The organism is Bradyrhizobium sp. USDA 3315 (assembly GCF_054056795.1).
Genome location: NZ_JBSRYP010000001.1, coordinates 4,377,559 through 4,394,786, shown reverse-complemented (window position 1 = coordinate 4,394,786; position 17,228 = coordinate 4,377,559). Strand labels below are relative to the sequence as shown.

The following is a 17,228-nucleotide window of genomic DNA, read 5'->3' as shown; positions in this document are numbered from 1 at the left end:
TTGCGAATGAAAGCAGCGTTTCTTCCAGATCGGGGCGTGGTCAAGGTCTCTGGCGAGGACGCCCGCAACTTCCTCAACGGCCTCATCACCGCCGACATCGCCGAGTTGCGCGCGGGACAGGCCCGGTTTGGCGCGCTGCTGACGCCGCAAGGCAAGATCATCGTCGATTTCCTGATCACCGAGATACCCTCAGGTCATGGCGGCGGCTTCCTGATCGACGCGCCGCGCGCGCTCGCCAAGGGCCTTGCCGACAAGCTCGGCTTCTACAAGCTGCGCGCCAAGGTCGTGGTCGAGAACCTGTCCGACAGCCTCGGTGTGCTGGCAGCTTGGGATGGCGAGCCGGCGGCGACGCCGGATCTCGCGTTCGCCGATCCGCGCAACCCAGCGCTCGGCTGGCGCATCCTGATCCCGGAAGATTTGAAGCAGAAGCTCGCTGAGCTGATCGGTGCCGATCTCGTCGACTCCAGCGCCTACGAGGCGCATCGGATCACCACCGGCGTGCCGCGCGGCGGGCTCGACTTCATGTATGGCGACGCCTTCCCGCACGAGACCAATATGGATCGCCTCAACGGCGTCGATTTCGACAAGGGCTGTTATGTCGGCCAGGAGGTGGTGTCGCGCATGCAGCACCGCGGCACGGCGCGCACCCGCACGGTGAAGATCGTCCTCGACGGCCCCGCGCCCGAAGCCGGCGCTACCATCCTGGCTGGCGACAAGCAGGTCGGCACCATCGGCTCAACCGCCGGCGAGAAAGGTCTCGCGCTGGTCCGCATCGACCGCGTCGCCGATGCGCTCGACGCCGGCCTGCCGCTGACCGCGGGCGGGCTGTCGATTCACCTCGCCGAACCTGACGCCGTCCGCATCACACCCAAGCAGACCGTCGCATGAGCCGTACCGCGCAACTGCACCCCGACGGCAAGACACGCTGCCCTTGGCCGGGCGAGGATGCGTTCTACGTCGCCTATCACGACAATGAATGGGGCGTGCCGGAATATGACGACCGCGCGCTCTATGAAAAGCTGATCCTCGACGGCTTCCAGGCCGGTCTGTCCTGGATCACGATCCTGCGCAAGCGCGAGAACTTCCGCAAAGCCTTCGACGATTTCCAGCCCGAGAAGATCGCGCGCTACAACGCCAAGAAGGTGCACGCGCTGATGAACGACGCCGGCATCGTCCGTAACCGCGCCAAGATCGAAGGCGCGGTCGCGAGTGCGAAGGGCTATCTGGAGATCATGGAGAAAGGCCCCGGCTTCTCGAATTTCATGTGGGACTTCGTCGACGGCAAGCCGAAGGTCAATCAATTCAAGACCACCGCGAGCGTGCCGGCCTCGACGCCGGTCTCGATCAAGGTCTCCAAGGAGCTCGGCGCGCGCGGCTTCAAGTTCGTCGGTCCCACCATCGTCTACGCCTTCATGCAGGCGACCGGCATGGTCAACGATCACCTCGTGACCTGCTTCTGCCACGAGAGCTGCAGCGGCAAGCTCCGCACACCGCGACTCAAGAAGAAATGACGGCGCGCAAATCGACGGAGACAACCCGCGCCTGGCAGCGGATGTTGTCGGGACGCCGGCTGGACCTGCTCGACCCGTCGCCGCTCGATATCGAAATCGTCGACATCGCGCATGGACTGGCGCGGGTTGCGCGCTGGAACGGCCAGACCAGCGGGGCGCACATCTTCTCGGTGGCCCAGCACACGCTGCTGGTCGAAGCCGTGATGCGCCAGCAGATGCCGCGCGTCGACATCCGCCATCGTCTCGCGGCACTGCTGCACGACGCACCGGAATATGTCATCGGCGACATGATCTCGCCGTTCAAGGCGGTGCTGTCAGGCGAATACAAAGCGGTGGAGAAACGGCTGCTCGGCGCGATCCATATCCGCTTCGGCCTGCCCGCCGTGCTGGCGGACGAGATCACCCAGCAGATCAAGGCCGCCGATCGCGGCGCCGCCTATCTCGAGGCGACGCATCTGGCGGGATTTTCGCAAGCCGAGGCCAAGCGGCTGTTCGGCCGCGATCCGGAACTGCCCGAAGCAACCGAGCGCGACTATCTGACGCCATGGACCGCAGCGCGGGCCGAAAAGCAGTTTCTCGAGCGATTCAAGGCGTTGCACGCCTCGTAGGGCGGCACCGCAAAACGTGCCGTTGGTTGCGCCGCAAAACGACGAATCGGCATGGCACCCCCGCCTTTGCCCGTTCGGGTGCAGCCGTTATAGTCCGGCACCCCCGATAGAAGGATCATCATGCTTCACGTCTGCTCGCTTGCCGCACTCTCCGACACGGTTCGCGCCACCGGCGCCAGCCATGTGCTGACCGTGATGGCCAATGTCGACCAGGTGCAGCGGCCGCCTTCCGTGCTGCCGGCCAACCACCTGAAAGTGTCGATGGACGACATCATCGAACAGATGGACGGCTTCGTTGCGCCCAACGAGTCGCATATCGAGAAGGTGCTGAGCTTCGTGCGCGGCTGGGATCGCCAAGCACCGATGGTGGTGCATTGCTACGCCGGCATCAGCCGCTCGACCGCGAGCGCATTCGCGACGGTCTGCGCCCTCAACCCGCACCGCGACGAAATGTCCATCGCCCGGATGATCCGCGAGGCCTCGCCGATCGCGGCTCCCAACCGGCTGATCGTCAGCCTCGCCGACAAGGCGCTGGGACGCGAGGGCCGGATGCTGCGTGCACTCGACGCGATGGGTCCCGGCAGCATGAGCGTCGAAGGCCGGCCCTTCCGCATCGATCTGGACTAAGCGCGGCCGGTCACGCCCGATCGCTTGAACTTCCGGTCCTCCTCACTGCACTACTAGGTTGCGACGGGCCGCCGGCTGGCCAAGTCCGGCGCGTCCTGCCGGAGGCCCAATGTTCGATTCGCCGTTCGACTTCCTGACGCTCGTCCTCGCCATCGTCGCGATCATTTTCGCGCGCAAGGCGCTGGGCCGGATCGACCTGCTGCAGCGCCGCCTGGATGCGATCGAGGCCGCGGGCGGCGCCGCCGCGCGGACGGCCATGCCGCCGCCGCTGACTCCGCTGCAGGAGTTCGAGCAGACGCCGCCGACGGCGCCTTCCGTCGCGCCGCCACCGCTCCCGGAGGCGGCTCCCGGCGAACCGGCCGCGCAGAGCGAGCCAGCCGCGGACGCTGCAGGCGCCGCACCGCCGCCCCTGCCGGAGCCGCCAGCTCCGCCGCAGCCGGCGCCCGGCTTCGAGGAGACGCTCGGCACGCGCTGGGTGGTGTGGATCGGCGGCCTGACGCTCGCTCTCGGCGGCTTCTTCATGGTGCGCTATTCGATCGAGGCCGGTTTGCTCGGCCCCGGCGTTCGCACGATGCTCGGCGGATTGTTTGCGCTGGCGCTGCTCGGCGCCGGTGAATGGACCAGGCGCCAGGAAAGCATCTCCAACATCGCGGCGCTGCCGATCGCCAACATCCCGGCGATCCTCACCGCCGCCGGCACCGCGGTGGCATTCGCCACCGTCTACGCCGCCTACGCGCTGTATGACTTCCTCGCCCCGGCAACCGCCTTCATCCTGCTCGGCATGGTCGCGCTCGGCACGCTGGCGGCCGCGCTGCTGCACGGACCCGCGCTGGCCGGGCTCGGCATCGTCGGCGCCTTCGTCACGCCGCTCCTGGTGTCGTCAGACAAGCCCGACTTCTGGTCGCTCTATGTCTACCTCGCCATCGTCACGGCGGCGGCGTTCGGCCTCGCCCGGATCCGGCTGTGGCGCTGGCTCGCGGTCACGACGATCGCCTTCGCGCTGCTGTGGACTTTCCCTTGCCTGCAATGCGGGCCCGAGATGATCGCGCCGCACGTCTTCCATGTCATCGCGGGCTTCGTGCTGGCGGCGCTGCTCGTGGTCTGCGGCTTCATGTTCGGTCCCGACGGCGACGGCGAGGAGATCGAGCCGATTTCATCTAGCTCGCTCGCCGCCTATCTGCTCGGCGCGATGCTGATTGTGCTCAACAGCGCGCACGCCGACGTCGCGATGATCGGCTTTGCCTTGCTGACGGCGGGCAGCCTTTTTGTCGCCTGGCGCGCGCCTGCTGCTACCCGTGCGATCGGCGCCGCGTCGATCTTCGTGTTCATTGTGTTCGGCGAATGGGCCGTCCGCCGCAACGTCGACATGCTGGTGCTGCCTGGCGGTGCGATTCCCGGCATCGGCCCGTCCGCGACCGACGGCTCGGTCTCGCTGCATCTCGTCACCGCCGCGCTGTTCGCGGCCGCCTTCGGCATCGCCGGCTTCCTCGCGCAATTCCGTTTTACCACCACGAAGGTCACGGTGACCTGGGCCGCGGCGGCGGTGTTCACGCCGGTCGCGCTGCTGGTCGCGCTCTATGCACGCATCGCGCATCTCGACCGCTCGATCCCGTTCGCGGTCCTCGCCGTGCTGCTGGCGGCGGCCTACGCAGCCGCGACCGAGGTGCTGACCCGGCGCGACGAGCGGCGGGAGCTGTCGCCTTCGATTGCGTTGTCCGCCACCGGCGCCCTCGCCTCGCTGGCGCTGGCGCTGACCTTCGCGCTCGACAAGGGCTGGCTCACCATCGCGCTCGCGCTGGTGTCGATGGGCACGGCGTGGCTGTCGGTGCAGCGGCCGATTCCGTTCCTGCGCTGGCTTGCCGCGATCCTGGCCGGCATCGTCGTGCTGCGCATCGGCTATGAGCCGCGGATCGCGGGCGACGCCGTCGGCACCACGCCGATCTTCAACTGGCTGCTGTGGGGCTATGGCGTGCCGGCGCTGTCATTCTGGGCGGCAAGCCATTTCCTGCGCCGCAGCGGCGACGACGTCCCGCTGCGCATCGTCGAATCCGCCGCGATCCTGTTCACGGTGCTGCTTGCCTTCATGGAGATCCGCCACGCGGTCAACAGCGGCGATGTCTATTATGCCAGCGCCGGGCTGACCGAGGTCGCGCTGCAGGTCGGCGCGACGCTTGCGATGGCGATCGGACTGGAGCGGCTACGCCTGCGCAGCGGCAGCATCGTGCACAATATCGGCGCGATCCTGCTGACCGCGTTCGCCGGGCTTGCCAGCCTGTTCGGGCTGCTGGCGCTGGAGAACCCGATATTGTGGCCGCAAAGCGTCGGCGGCAGCTTCATCAACCTGCTGCTGCTCGGTTACGCGCTGCCGGCGGTGCTGGCGCTGCTGCTGTCCTATGCGGTGGCGGGCCATCGTCCTGCCGGCTATGCCAACACGATCGCCGCCGGCGCGCTGGTCCTCGCGCTCGCTTACGTCACGTTCGAGATCCGCAGGCTTTACCATGGACCGGTGCTGACGCGCGGCGAGACCACGGGCGCGGAGCAATACACCTATTCGATCGCCTGGCTGATGTTCGGCGTCGCGCTGCTCGGCATCGGCATCGTCGTCGACTCGCAGCGGGCGCGGCTCGCGTCGGCTGCGGTGATCGGGCTGACGATCCTGAAGGCGTTCCTGATCGACATGTCGACGCTCACGGGTGTCTACCGGGCGCTGTCGTTCATGTGCCTTGGCATCGTGCTGGTCGCGATCGGCTGGCTGTATCAGCGGATCCTGTTTCGCAGGCGAACCGCTCCGCCGCTCGCGCAAGCTGAGGGTTAGGACTTGCCGTCCTGAAAGGCAGCTTCAGTCGACGGACTCGGCGACCAGTCGAATCCTGAACACGGGTTTTCTGCCCTCGTCGAGCAGCTCCATGTGCCATTCGCTGTTCTGCTTCAGATTGCGCGAAATGCTGCCGAGGAAATTTCCGCAGACCTTGGTCATCTCGGCCCAGGCCATGTCGCGGCTTTCAAACTCCGTCGCGTGGTCGGATGCACCAGCGTAATCGCCATCACTAATTCGAAAAAAATATTGCGCCATATGACTACTCAAAATCAGAGTCCCCAATGTCCCGCCTCACGGCGAACGCCAGGTATTGAGTAGCGAGCAAGGCGTGGCGACCGCCATCCGTATGACTACGGCTTGGCGGCGCTATTCCCGCTAGCGCGCAGATGAAAGGTTAGTCGGTGGAGCGGCGCAATTCCGGCGCGCTCTCGACCTTGGCGGGCTCGGCCTTGACCGGCTCGAGCTTCGCGCTTCCGACCTGCGGCGTCTCAACGCGCGACACTTCGGTCTGCGAGGCATCCGCGGATCGGGTGCGTGGATGCAGCGAGCGCGGACGCGCCGCCGCGCGCGCCATCAGCATCTGCTGGCCGCCCTGATGATGGAAATCGCAATAGGCAAAGCCCATGCCGGAAACCGAGCCGCGGAACGAGCGGTCGTCCTGCTTGTCGAGATTAAAGCACGGTTCGAACGGAATGCCCTTCAGCGACGCGCAAACGCTCTGACCGCGGATCTGCAGCGTGTTGCCGGGCAGGCGCAGGTGACGGATCGGCCCCGAGCCGGAGAACTGGACCGAGCCTGCCGCGCCCAGATCGTCGAGGATGCGGCCGGCACCGCGGGTGCCATCGAAACAGGTGAACGCGAACACCTTGCCGGCGACGAATCTGCGGGCCTCATCGGCGTTCATCATGCCCGCGAATGCCGGCACGACCATTGCTCCGGCCGTGACGGCCCCCAACACCAAACGCGCAAGCATGAGCTACTCCACTGACGAGCGCGGGCACTCGCTCCTTGTTGCGCATGACCCCCGCACCAACGCTTTTCGACGTCTGCGCGAGGAAACCCGGCCCCCCGGGATCATGCCGCAAGTCTCTTTACCCGCTGCTTACCATACCAACAGTGGCAACATTGGAGCAGCTTGGTTGGTAAAGTCTGAACGTCCTCAGACTATTTTTACCACGATGCGGCCCCGGACCTGGCCACCGAGGATTTTCGCGCCAAAGCCCATGACTTCGTCCAGGGCGATTTCGTGAGTGATATCAGCCAGTTTTGCCTTATCCAGATCGCTGGCAAGGCGGCGCCAGGCGGTCCTCCGCAGTTCGATCGGACACATCACCGAATCGATGCCGAGAAGGCACACGCCCCGCAAAATGAAGGGCGCGACCGAAGACGGCAGATCCATACCGGCCGCCAGACCGCAGGCCGCGATGGCTCCGCCATACTTCGTCATCGACAGCAGGTTGGCGAGCGTGGTCGACCCGACGCTGTCGACGCCGCCGGCCCAGCGCTCCTTCGCCAGCGCCTTCGGCGCACCTGACAGTTCGGCGCGGTCGATCACCTCGGTGGCGCCGAGACCCTTGAGATAGTCGGTCTCCGACATCCGCCCGGTCGACGCGATGACGTGGTAACCGAGCTTCGACAGCACGGCGATCGCCACCGAGCCGACGCCGCCGGCGGCACCCGTGACCACCACGGGGCCGCTCTTCGGGGTGAGACCATGCTTCTCCAGCGCCAGCACCGAGAGCATCGCGGTATAGCCGGCGGTACCGACCGCCATCGCATCGCGGGCCGAGATGCCGTCGGGCAGCCGCACCAGCCAGTCGCCCTTGACGCGGGCCTTTTCAGCGTAGGCGCCGAGATGGGTCTCGCCCATGCCCCAGCCGTTGCAGACGACCTTGTCGCCCGCCTTCCAGTCCGGATGGCTGGATTGCTCGACCGTGCCGGCGAAATCGATGCCGGCGATCATCGGGAACCGGCGCACCACCGGTGCCTTGCCAGTCAGTGCGAGGCCGTCCTTGTAGTTCAGTGTCGACCACTCGACGCGGACGGTGACGTCGCCGTCCATCAGCTCGGCTTCGTCGAATTGGGTGAGTGCGGCGGTGGTACCCTTGTCCGCCTTGTCGATCCTGATTGCCTTGAACGTTGCCACGATGTGCACTCCCCGTAATCTTGGTTTCGGGGAAATGGTTTACCCCATCAGGCAGGCTGCGCAACCGGGCGGACGACGGGCTTTTCGACGATCGGCAGGTTGATCAGCGCGGACAGCACGCCAAACAGCACCGACAGCCACCAGATCGGGGTGTAGGAACCGTACTGCTCGAACACGATGCCGCCGAGCCAGACTCCGAGGAAGCCGCCGACCTGATGGCTGACGAAGGCGAAGCCGTACAGCGTCGCAAACCAGCGCGTGCCGAACATCAGCGCCACCAGCGCCGAAGTCGGCGGCACCGTGGAGAGCCAGGTCAGGCCGGAGATCGCGCCGAACGCGATCGCCGAGAAGGTCGTGATCGGGAACGAGATGAAGGCGACGATCGACAGCGCGCGGGTGAAGTAGATCACCGACAGGATGTAGCGCTTCGGGAAGACGTTCTGCAGCCAGCCGACGCTGAGCGAGCCCACGATGTTGAACAGGCCGATCGCCGCGATCACCCAGCCGCCGGTCGATGCCGGAATGCCGCGGTCGGCGAGATAGGCCGGCAGATGCACTGTGATGAAGGCGAGCTGGAAGCCGCAGGTGAAGAAGCCGAGCACCAGCAGCACATAGGAGCGATGGCCGAATGCCTCCGCCAGCGCGGTCTTGAACGACTGCTGATCGGCCGGCGCGGCGTCATTCGTCTCCGCCGGCGGCGTCGAGAGCGCCAGCGACAACGGCAGGATCAGCAGCATCAGTGCGCCGAATACGAGGAGCGCGGTCTGCCAGCCGAAATTGTCGATCATCGCGACGCCGAACGGCGCGAACAGGAATTGGCCGAACGAGCCCGCGGCGGTGCCGGCGCCGAGCGCGATGCCGCGCTGCGCGGGCGGCAGCAGCTTGCTGAACGCCGACAGCACCAGGTTGAACGATGAGCCCGACAGGCCGAAGCCGATCAAGACGCCGGCGCCAAGGTTGAGCGAGAGCGGCGTCGCCGAGTAACGCATCAGGAGCAGGCCCGCGGCGTAAAGCAGTGCGCCGACGACCATCACACGCAGCAGCCCGAAGCGGTCGGCAATCGCGCCGGCGATCGGCTGGCCGAGCCCCCACAACAGGTTCTGCAGCGCCAGCGCGAGGCCGAACACGTCGCGGCCCCAGGTGAATTCATGGCTCATCGGCTGCACGAAGAAGCCGAGGCTGGAGCGCGGCCCGAAGCTCAGCAGCGCAATCGCGCAGCCACAGACGATGATGACAAGCGGCGTGCGCCACGTGCCCGACGTCGGTCGAAGATCCCCGGTGGTAACGGCCATCTTGTCTTCCCCCGCAACTGCTGCGCGGGGAGCCGCCCCGCCGAACGTTACGGGGAGTTAATGCAGGTGCATGAAAACCCCAAGAGGGGCCGGAGAAAAATATTCGCCTGCAGGGCTGCTCTGCAGAATCGGAGAGGATGATGACCGTCATTCCGGGGCACGCCGGCCGCGGAACGGGAGGCAGAAGGCCCTATCGCCGGGCGCTGGCCTGCTCGGCCGAGCTCTGGGCGGCCTCGGCGAGCTCCGCCGAGATCTTGGCGGTCTCGGCCGGGTTGCCCCAGCTCGGCGCGTCGCTGCCGTCGCCCCAGGCGCGCGGGCGATAGAAGGTGTGGACGCCGAACTTGTACATCTTCTTCATCTCGCTGACCCAAGACGGTCGCACCCAATAGGCGTGGTAGTGGGTCGAGCGGTCGACTTCCGGCAGCCACAATTCGCCGTCGAGCATCGCCCTCGCGATCTTCCTGGCGCGGTCCCACATGTCGGGCTCGCGGACGACGTCAGCGACGTTGTCGCAGGCGAAGGTGAACTGACAGGCGTAATGGCGATTCTTGTTCTGGTAGACCACGCCGCACACCGTCTCCGGATATTTGCCGGAGAAGGCGCGATTCAGCACCACCTGGGCGACCGCGATCTGGCCACGCACCGCTTCACCGCGGGCTTCGAAATAGACCGCCTCGGCGAGGCACTTCTCCGACTTGGCGCGCGACTTCTCGTCGAACAGGCCGAGCCGCTCCGCCGGCGTCTTGGTGTGCTGGTCGTCCGCATTGACCTCGCCCTTCGGCGCGATGCTCTCGCCCATCTCGCCGGCCTTGACCGGACCGTCGGCATCGACCGGCAGTGACGCCATCACCTTCATGTCGGGATCGGGCGTTGCTGCCGGCGGTACGACAACCGGCGCCTCGCCGGGCTGCCAGCGCTCGAGGTTCTCCGGCGTGCCGAGCGACGAGCCGAAGAACAGGCTGGCGGTCTGGAATGCGAACGGGTCGCGCTCGCGCGCCGCATCGGCGGGCGCAGCAGCGGGCTTTGCGGGCGCGGGCTTCAGATCGTCGAGCGGGCTGGCCTCGAGCGAGAGCGACACGTCGTTCTGCTGCGGCGACGGCTTGGCATATTGCGGCAAGGGCGGCGCGCGCAGCGCCTCCTGCAATTCAGGATCGAGCGGCGCGCTGTCGGCCGGTGCGGTCGCGGTCTTCATGCCCTTGACCGACGAATTCGATGTCGCCGGATCCTCGTTCGCCGGCGCCGTATTTGCAGGCTCCGCCGGTTCGACCTGATCGGGCCGCCGGACGACGAGGCGATCGCCCTTCATGGTGCGATCGACCTTGGGAAAATCGGATGCCTGGTAGCGCGGCGGCGGGGCTGTGATCGGATTGCGCGTCACCGTTCCGGTGATGTCGAGGTTCGAACTGTCCAGTCTTGCGAGCAGGATTTGCGGCGCTTGCGGCGCGGACGTGCCGATCGGACGGCCGAAGCTGTAGGTCGCGACCTGGATTGAGCCGACGGCGGAGGCGAAGACGCGCTTCTGCCAGCGCTCGGCGACGCCGGGCTGCCGGGCCAGGAGCGAGGCAATATCCTGATATCCGATCTCGGTCGGCATCAGTGCGAAGATGCCAAGACCGAGACCGAAGAGCGCAAGACGTGCGCCCTTCGGCTGGTTACGCGACACAAACATCGTACGCTCACGCAACGCTTACTGAGTGCAATCGAACGCGGTACATCCGCGCAATTCGACCTTTCTCGTTGCTAAACCGTTTAGGTTGCCGCGGAGTTAATCGGCGTTGCTCGCGCGCTACACTCAAGCAATCGCGCATGTTTCGCGCGTTGCATTGCGCGCCTTGGTAAACGCGCGGCGCATGAAAGTCGTAAACAACAGGTCAACGGAGATGGTGAACAAAGTGTTGCAGGCACGGTAGCCACCCGCCGTCATTGCGAGGAGCGACAGCGACGAAGCAATCCATGGCTCGGCAAGTGGAAACATGGATTGCTTCGCGGAGCCTGTCATCGGGCGCGCGTTCGCGCGACCCGTTGGCTCGCAATGACGCTATATTTTCAGGCTGCCTCAACAAACAAAAATGGCCGGGACTTGGTCCCGGCCATCGCACTCTCTGAACTGTAAGATCGCTCACGCCTGGCTGGCGATCTCCTTGCCGAGCGCGGCCTGCGCCGCGGCGAGACGCGCGATCGGCACGCGATAGGGCGAGCACGAGACGTAATCGAGCCCGACCTCGTGGCAGAACGCGACCGACGCGGGATCGCCGCCGTGCTCGCCGCAGATGCCGACCTTGAGGTTCGGACGCGTCTTGCGGCCGCGGGTGACGCCGATCCTGACGAGCTCGCCGACGCCGTCGCGATCGACCGAGATGAACGGATCGATCTCGAGGATGCCCTTGGCGACATAGGTGCCGAGGAAGCTCGCGGCGTCGTCGCGGCTGATGCCGTAGGTGGTCTGCGTCAGGTCGTTGGTGCCGAAGGAGAAGAACTCCGCGGTCTCGGCCACCTCGCCCGCCATCAGGCAGGCGCGCGGCAGCTCGATCATGGTGCCGACCTGGTAGCTCAGCTTGACGCCGGTTTCCTTCATCACCGCGTTGGCTGTCGCATCGATCCGCGCCTTGACCAGATCGAACTCGGCCTTGGTCGCGATCAGCGGCACCATCACCTCGAGACCGACCGGCTTGCCGGTGCGCTTGCCGGCTTCGACGGCAGCCTCGAAGATCGCACGCGCCTGCATCTCGGCGATCTCCGGGTAGGCGATCGCAAGACGGCAGCCGCGGAAACCGAGCATCGGGTTGAACTCGGAGAGTTCGCGGGCGCGGTCGGCGAGCTTGCGCGGATCGGTGTTCATGGCACGCGCCACTTCCTCGATCTCGGCCTGGGTGTGCGGCAGGAACTCGTGCAGCGGCGGATCGAGCAAGCGGATCGTGACGGGCAGGCCCTGCATGATCTCGAACAGCTCGACGAAGTCGGCGCGCTGCATCGGCAGCAGCTTCGACAGCGCGGCGCGGCGCGACTGCTCGTCCTCGGAGAGGATCATCTCGCGCACGGTGCGGATGCGGGTCTCCTCGAAGAACATGTGCTCGGTGCGGCAGAGGCCGATGCCTTCGGCGCCGAACTTCACCGCGGTGCGCGCGTCGTCTGGCGTATCGCCGTTGACGCGAACGCCGAGCTTGCGGACCTCGTCGGCCCAGCCCATCAGCGTGCCGAACTCGCCGGACAGCTCCGGCTCGATCATCGGCATGCGGCCGGCCAGCACCTGGCCGACCGAGCCATCGATGGTGATGACGTCGCCGGTCTTGAAGGTGCGCGAGCCCACGCTCATGGTGCCGCGGCCGTAATCGACGCGGATGGTGCCGCAGCCGGAGACGCAGGGCTTGCCCATGCCGCGCGCGACCACCGCCGCGTGCGAGGTCATGCCGCCGCGGGTGGTGAGGATGCCTTCCGCGGCGTGCATGCCGTGGATGTCTTCCGGGCTGGTCTCGATGCGGACCAGGATGACCTTGCGCCCGTCGGCCTGCAGCTTGGCCGCTTCGTCCGACGAGAACACGATCTCGCCCGAGGCAGCACCAGGCGACGCCGGCAGGCCGGTCGCGATCACGTCGCGCTTGGCGGCCGGATCGATGGTCGGGTGCAGCAGCTGGTCGAGCGAGGCCGGATCGATCCGCGTCACCGCGTCCTTGCGCGAGATCAGGCCTTCATTGGCGAGTTCGACCGCGATGCGCAGCGCCGCCTTCGCGGTGCGCTTGCCGCCGCGGGTCTGCAGCATCCACAGCTTGCCCTGCTCGACCGTGAACTCCATGTCCTGCATGTCGCGGTAGTGCTTCTCGAGCAGCGTGTAGATCCGCGTCAGCTCCTTGAACGCGACCGGCATCGCGGCTTCCATCGACAGCTTGTCGGAGCCGGATTCCTGGCGCGCCTCCTCGGTGATGTCCTGCGGCGTGCGGATACCGGCGACAACGTCCTCGCCCTGCGCGTTGATGAGGAACTCGCCGTAAAGCTTGCTCTCGCCGGTCGAGGGATTGCGGGTGAACGCGACGCCGGTGGCCGAGGTCTCGCCCATGTTGCCGAACACCATCGCCTGCACATTGACGGCGGTGCCCCAGGATTCCGGAATGTCGTGCAGCTTGCGATAAGTCACCGCGCGGGCGTTCATCCAGGATGAGAACACCGCGCCGATCGCGCCCCACAGCTGATCGTGCGGATCCTGCGGGAAGTCGTGACCGGTCTCCTTGGCAACCGCTTCCTTGTACTTGCCGACCAGTTCGACCCAGTCGTCGCCGGTCAGGTCGGTATCGAGCGAATAGCCCTGGCCGTCCTTGAAGGTGTCGAGGATGTCCTCGAAGTGATGATGCTCGAAGCCGAGCACCACGTCCGAATACATCGTGATGAAGCGGCGATAGCTGTCATAGGCGAAGCGGCGGTCGCCGGAGAGTTCGGCCAGCGCCTCGACGGTGCGGTCGTTGAGGCCGAGATTGAGCACGGTGTCCATCATGCCCGGCATCGAGGCGCGCGCCCCCGAGCGGACCGAGACCAGCAGCGGGTTCTTGGCGTCGCCGAAAGTCTTGCCGGTCAGCTTGCCGACATAGTCGAGCGCCTTCTCAACCTGTGCTTTCAATTCCTTCGGATACGTCTTGTCGTGCTCGTAGAAATAGGTGCAGACCGAGGTCGGAATGGTGAAGCCGGGAGGCACCGGCAGGCCGAGATTGGCCATTTCCGCGAGGTTGGCGCCCTTGCCGCCGAGCAGATTGCGCAAGGTCGCCTGGCCCTCGGCCTTGCCGTCGCCGAACGTATAGACCCACTTGCCGGCCTTGATCGCAGCCGGGGCCGCCTTCTTCGCAATGGCCTTCGCCGGCGCCTTGCCAGCGGGCTTTGCGGCGGGCTTTGCAGCCGATTTGGGGGCGGCTTTCGGCGCCGCCTTCGGGGCGCTCTTCTTCAGTGCTTTGCGCGCCGGAGCGGCCTTGCGGGCTGCGGCGGAGGGCTTTGATTTCGCTGCTGTTTTCTCGGCAGTTTTCGCAGCAGTTTTCTTGGACTTCGCGACGGCTTTGGCCATGTCAGACAACAATCCGGAAGGAGGGGTCGAAGATGCGCGCCTTACACCATTTTGAGGGGTTCCGCGCAAGCCGCGAAACCCCTCTTTCCCGCTAGAGGTGCAGCCAGCGCAGCAGACCCATCCCCACGAGCCCGACGAAGATCAGATAGATCGCGACGATGTAATTGAGGAGCCGCGGCATGATCAGGATCAGGACGCCCGCGATCAGAGCCACGATAGCAGGTAGATGCCCAGCGGTGATGGTCATTGAAGTTTTCTCCGGGGGTTGCTTGGAGGAGCGAATCGAGCGGCAGTTTATCCGCTGAGGGAAGTTCCCACATCAAGACGCAGGTCCCGCCGACGAGTTCCCGCAACTCACGAAAATTGCTCCAAATTGCCGCGTATATGGCGGCGGTTTTCCGGAACATCACCGCAGCCGATGCATTGGCTCGCCGTGCGCATCGGCGATGGCTGGCGCGCACCGAAAAAGAATGGAGCGAGCCATGCGAAACAGATTACTTGCCGTTGCAGCGGTTGCTGCCGCGATCACGGTGCCGGCTGTTGCCGCACAGGCCCAGACCGTTGGCGTCGTCCGCGGTGGCCCGCCGGTTGCAGTCGATGATGACGAGGGCATTACTGTCGAGCAGCGTCCGGCCTTCCGCGAGTACATCGTGCGCGAGCGCGTGCCGAACTACACGGTTCCGGATCGCATCGTGGTCGGCACAGTGCTACCGGACGCCGGCGTGACCACTTACGACGTGCCGCAACGGTTCGGCGCGACGCCCTATCGTTACACCGTCGTGAACGGTGAGACCGTTCTGGTCGAGCCGCGTTCGCGACGGATCGTTCAGGTGGTCGACTAGATCAACGTCAGCACGATCGCCTGAACGACAGTCCGGGCGCCGCGCAAGCGGATGTGCGCGAGGATCGACCGGACCAGAAAGCCCCGCCCGGTTTCCCCTCCGGGCGGGGCTCTTCCGTTCTGATGCCGTGCCGGGTTACGACTTGAGGATCGAGAGCAACGTCGAGGTCGACTTGTAGCTCTTGATCGCGGCGTCCTGGAAATCCTGCGTCCAGTTGGCCGCCTGGCGCTCCTCCGCGCTCATCGAGGAATATTGCTTGAGGATGCCGAGGCTGAACTGGCGCGGATCGCCGGCGGTCTGGCTCTGCTTCAGCGCGTCGAGCACGGCGAGACGTGTCCGCGTATTGAGTTCCTGCTTGGCCGCGAAGATCTCCTCGGTGGAGAACTTCTTGTCCTGGTTCAGCGAGATCGCCGAGAGCGAGCGGTTGTCAAGCGAGGACAGGTCGGCGAGCTGTCCGGTCTTGCGGCGGGAATCGTAGACCAGCTCCTTGCCGCTCTTCGCCGCCTCGCTCTTCTGCCGATCGAGGAAGGCGCGCACGTCGCTGGCGATGCTGCTGAAGTCGCGCGTCGTGCTCTTTGTGGGAGGCGCCGTCCCCGCCAGCGCGGCCGCGATCGGATCGCCGGAAATTCCCGATGGCGCCGTGCTCGGATCCTGCTGCGTCGCCTGATAGCCCTTCAGCACCGCGGCGCGCTGGCTGGCCCAGGTTGCGGTGGCCTTCTCCTCATCGCTCGCACCATCGAGATAATCGAGCGCGGCCTTGTAGCTGATGCTGTAGTCGCCGGTCAGGCGCGTGGTCGCCAGCGACGGCTCCATCGCCTTGTCGAAGCGCTGCTTCAGCTCGGTGGCCGCAACCACCTGCTCGTCCGGGGTGAACTTGCCGCCATTGTTGGTTGAGATCGCAAACAGCGAGCGACGGTCCAGCGTCGAGAGATCGATGGTGGTCTTGCCGTCGACGATCGGTGCCTTGACGCCGGCGACCGTGTAGAGCCGGTCGAGCGTGATACGTGCATCGCTGGTGACGCTTGCGAAATCCGGCAGCGGCGCCTTGGCGAGCTGCGCGCGGGCGGCGTCCGACAGCGTGAGGTTGGTTGCGGCGTTGGATGTCGAGGACGCCGACAGATCGCCGGCGGTGCCGTCGCCCGACAAGGTCGCCGCCAGCGAGGGCGTCGCTGCTGCCCGCGCATAGGCCGAACCATATTGGGCGTAGGGATTGGGCGTGGTGCCGATCGAGGTCATCGGGCGGTCCCTGCATTGGCGCGAGGGGCGATGTCTTAAGAAATCGTTGCTTCGTCAGGACCTTCGCAGGGCATGGTTAACAAATTGCAAATTGTGTCGAAATATTTCCAGCGCGACGCAGATCGCTGCGGCGGTGGTCTATTTGTCGACGACCCAGGCGTGGCGGCGCTGCGTGAAGACCGATTGCGACGGTGCGGGAAAATCGGGGTCCGCGAAGGCGCCGACCGCAACGCCGATCAGGTCCGGCGCGCGACCGGGCTCCCAATAGACCGACGATCCGCAATTCGGGCAGAAATGAAACACCACGGCAGATCCACTGCCGCCGATGCGGCTGTATTCGCGCGCCTCGCCCTGCGGCTCGACGTCAGCGCGCGGAAAGAACGCCGCGACGCCATAGGTGCTGCCGGTTCGCTTCTGACACTCCAGGCAATGACACAGCGCTACTGTGGTGGGCTCGCCCTGACAGGTGACGCGGAGCCGTCCGCAGGCGCATGTCGCGACCCGCGCCATCATCGCCTGCCCTTGCTGGCGACCAGCCGGTGAATGACCTTGCCGGACGAGGCACTGACGACCTCAGCGTCGAGCAGCAATTCGGCCGCTGCAAGTTCGGTCCGCACCAGCGCGGTATCGAACGCCGCGTAAAGCCGGCCATGCGCATCGCGCGCATCATCACCCGCGGTGACGCGCCAGCTCAGATAGAAGATGCCGCCGGGCTTCACGATATCGAACATGCGGCGCACCGACGGCGCGATCAGCGCGTGGTCGAGATGCATGATCACGGTCTCGCACAGCACATTGTCGAAGCTGCCGGCCGCGATGCCCGACAGATCGGGCAGTTCGGCGCGGGCAAAGCGCAGCGCCGGATAGCGGGCGCGGGCCTCCGCGAGCAGACCCTCGGAGGCGTCATAGCCTTTGGCCGGAAAGCCGTGGGCATTGAGCCAGGCCACCTCGCGGCCGCTGCCGCAGCCGATATCGGCGGTTGCGCCGCCCTTGATGAAGAAGCGCGCGACGATTTCTCGCAGATCGACCGGCGCCGGCTGGTCGTGCCAGTCCTGCGCAAACGCCGCCGCATCCTTGTCGTAAGCGGCGAGCGTTGCGCGGTCCATC

At 65.9% G+C, this 17,228-nt stretch carries 17 protein-coding genes; 6 read left to right on the top strand and 11 right to left on the bottom strand.

What is annotated here, in order from left to right; all coding sequences use genetic code 11:
* Window positions 1-6 precede the first annotated feature (6 nt).
* From ygfZ to ACVIYL_RS20200, 5 genes are all read left to right on the top strand, one after another.
* Complete coding sequence (ygfZ, locus tag ACVIYL_RS20220; RefSeq protein WP_310883008.1) at window positions 7-888, top strand: CAF17-like 4Fe-4S cluster assembly/insertion protein YgfZ; 882 nt, start codon at window positions 7-9, stop codon at window positions 886-888.
* Window positions 885-1,511: a DNA-3-methyladenine glycosylase I gene (locus ACVIYL_RS20215; RefSeq protein ID WP_310883007.1), complete on the top strand. Its 627-nt coding sequence runs from the start codon at window positions 885-887 to the stop codon at window positions 1,509-1,511. The genes ygfZ and ACVIYL_RS20215 overlap by 4 nt, the downstream gene beginning before the upstream one ends.
* Entirely contained in the window at window positions 1,508-2,119 is a 612-nt protein-coding gene (locus tag ACVIYL_RS20210; RefSeq protein ID WP_057014933.1) for a YfbR-like 5'-deoxynucleotidase, read from the top strand. Before ACVIYL_RS20215 ends, ACVIYL_RS20210 begins: the two co-directional genes overlap by 4 nt.
* Window positions 2,120-2,239: 120 nt before the next feature.
* On the top strand, window positions 2,240-2,746 hold the full coding sequence (locus ACVIYL_RS20205) for a tyrosine phosphatase family protein (RefSeq protein ID WP_028332625.1): 507 nt from the start codon (window positions 2,240-2,242) through the stop codon (window positions 2,744-2,746).
* 109 nt (window positions 2,747-2,855) lie between these two features.
* Window positions 2,856-5,561: a DUF2339 domain-containing protein gene (locus ACVIYL_RS20200; RefSeq protein ID WP_310883006.1), complete on the top strand. Its 2,706-nt coding sequence runs from the start codon at window positions 2,856-2,858 to the stop codon at window positions 5,559-5,561.
* Between the two features lie 24 nt (window positions 5,562-5,585).
* Here the strand turns inward: ACVIYL_RS20200 and ACVIYL_RS20195 are convergent, their stop codons facing one another.
* The 8 genes from ACVIYL_RS20195 to ACVIYL_RS20160 all read right to left on the bottom strand — a co-directional run bounded on the left by ACVIYL_RS20195 (window position 5,586) and on the right by ACVIYL_RS20160 (window position 14,290).
* Entirely contained in the window at window positions 5,586-5,819 is a 234-nt protein-coding gene (locus tag ACVIYL_RS20195; protein WP_456779555.1) for a DUF6894 family protein, read from the bottom strand.
* A gap of 139 nt (window positions 5,820-5,958) precedes the next feature.
* The gene (locus tag ACVIYL_RS20190; protein ID WP_028332627.1) at window positions 5,959-6,537 is read right to left on the bottom strand and encodes a hypothetical protein; all 579 of its coding nucleotides are present in this window, start codon (window positions 6,535-6,537) and stop codon (window positions 5,959-5,961) included.
* A gap of 186 nt (window positions 6,538-6,723) precedes the next feature.
* The gene (gene acuI / locus ACVIYL_RS20185; protein ID WP_026193152.1) at window positions 6,724-7,710 is read right to left on the bottom strand and encodes an acrylyl-CoA reductase (NADPH); all 987 of its coding nucleotides are present in this window, start codon (window positions 7,708-7,710) and stop codon (window positions 6,724-6,726) included.
* A 47-nt stretch (window positions 7,711-7,757) separates the two neighbouring features.
* A complete protein-coding gene (locus tag ACVIYL_RS20180; protein ID WP_076824017.1) occupies window positions 7,758-9,002 on the bottom strand; it encodes an MFS transporter in 1,245 nt (414 codons plus the stop codon).
* 190 nt (window positions 9,003-9,192) lie between these two features.
* A complete protein-coding gene (locus tag ACVIYL_RS20175) occupies window positions 9,193-10,671 on the bottom strand; it encodes a cell wall hydrolase (RefSeq protein ID WP_456779554.1) in 1,479 nt (492 codons plus the stop codon).
* A gap of 123 nt (window positions 10,672-10,794) precedes the next feature.
* On the bottom strand, window positions 10,795-10,977 hold the full coding sequence (locus tag ACVIYL_RS20170) for a hypothetical protein (protein ID WP_310883004.1): 183 nt from the start codon (window positions 10,975-10,977) through the stop codon (window positions 10,795-10,797).
* 144 nt (window positions 10,978-11,121) lie between these two features.
* Window positions 11,122-14,043, bottom strand: coding sequence for a pyruvate, phosphate dikinase (ppdK, locus tag ACVIYL_RS20165; RefSeq protein ID WP_310883003.1), 2,922 nt, complete (start codon window positions 14,041-14,043; stop codon window positions 11,122-11,124).
* A 91-nt stretch (window positions 14,044-14,134) separates the two neighbouring features.
* Window positions 14,135-14,290 (bottom strand): DUF3096 domain-containing protein, encoded by a 156-nt coding sequence (locus tag ACVIYL_RS20160; protein ID WP_016844375.1) that lies wholly within the window; start codon window positions 14,288-14,290, stop codon window positions 14,135-14,137.
* A 235-nt stretch (window positions 14,291-14,525) separates the two neighbouring features.
* Here ACVIYL_RS20160 and ACVIYL_RS20155 point away from each other — a divergent pair, with 235 nt between their 5' ends.
* Entirely contained in the window at window positions 14,526-14,885 is a 360-nt protein-coding gene (locus tag ACVIYL_RS20155; protein ID WP_310883002.1) for a DUF1236 domain-containing protein, read from the top strand.
* A 135-nt stretch (window positions 14,886-15,020) separates the two neighbouring features.
* Here ACVIYL_RS20155 and ACVIYL_RS20150 read toward each other — a convergent pair whose 3' ends face one another.
* From ACVIYL_RS20150 to ACVIYL_RS20140, 3 genes are all read right to left on the bottom strand, one after another.
* A complete protein-coding gene (locus tag ACVIYL_RS20150) occupies window positions 15,021-16,121 on the bottom strand; it encodes a hypothetical protein (protein WP_310883001.1) in 1,101 nt (366 codons plus the stop codon).
* A 138-nt stretch (window positions 16,122-16,259) separates the two neighbouring features.
* A complete protein-coding gene (locus ACVIYL_RS20145; protein ID WP_310883000.1) occupies window positions 16,260-16,631 on the bottom strand; it encodes a GFA family protein in 372 nt (123 codons plus the stop codon).
* Entirely contained in the window at window positions 16,631-17,227 is a 597-nt protein-coding gene (locus tag ACVIYL_RS20140; RefSeq protein ID WP_456779553.1) for a class I SAM-dependent methyltransferase, read from the bottom strand. Before ACVIYL_RS20140 ends, ACVIYL_RS20145 begins: the two co-directional genes overlap by 1 nt.
* Window position 17,228 lies beyond the last annotated feature (1 nt).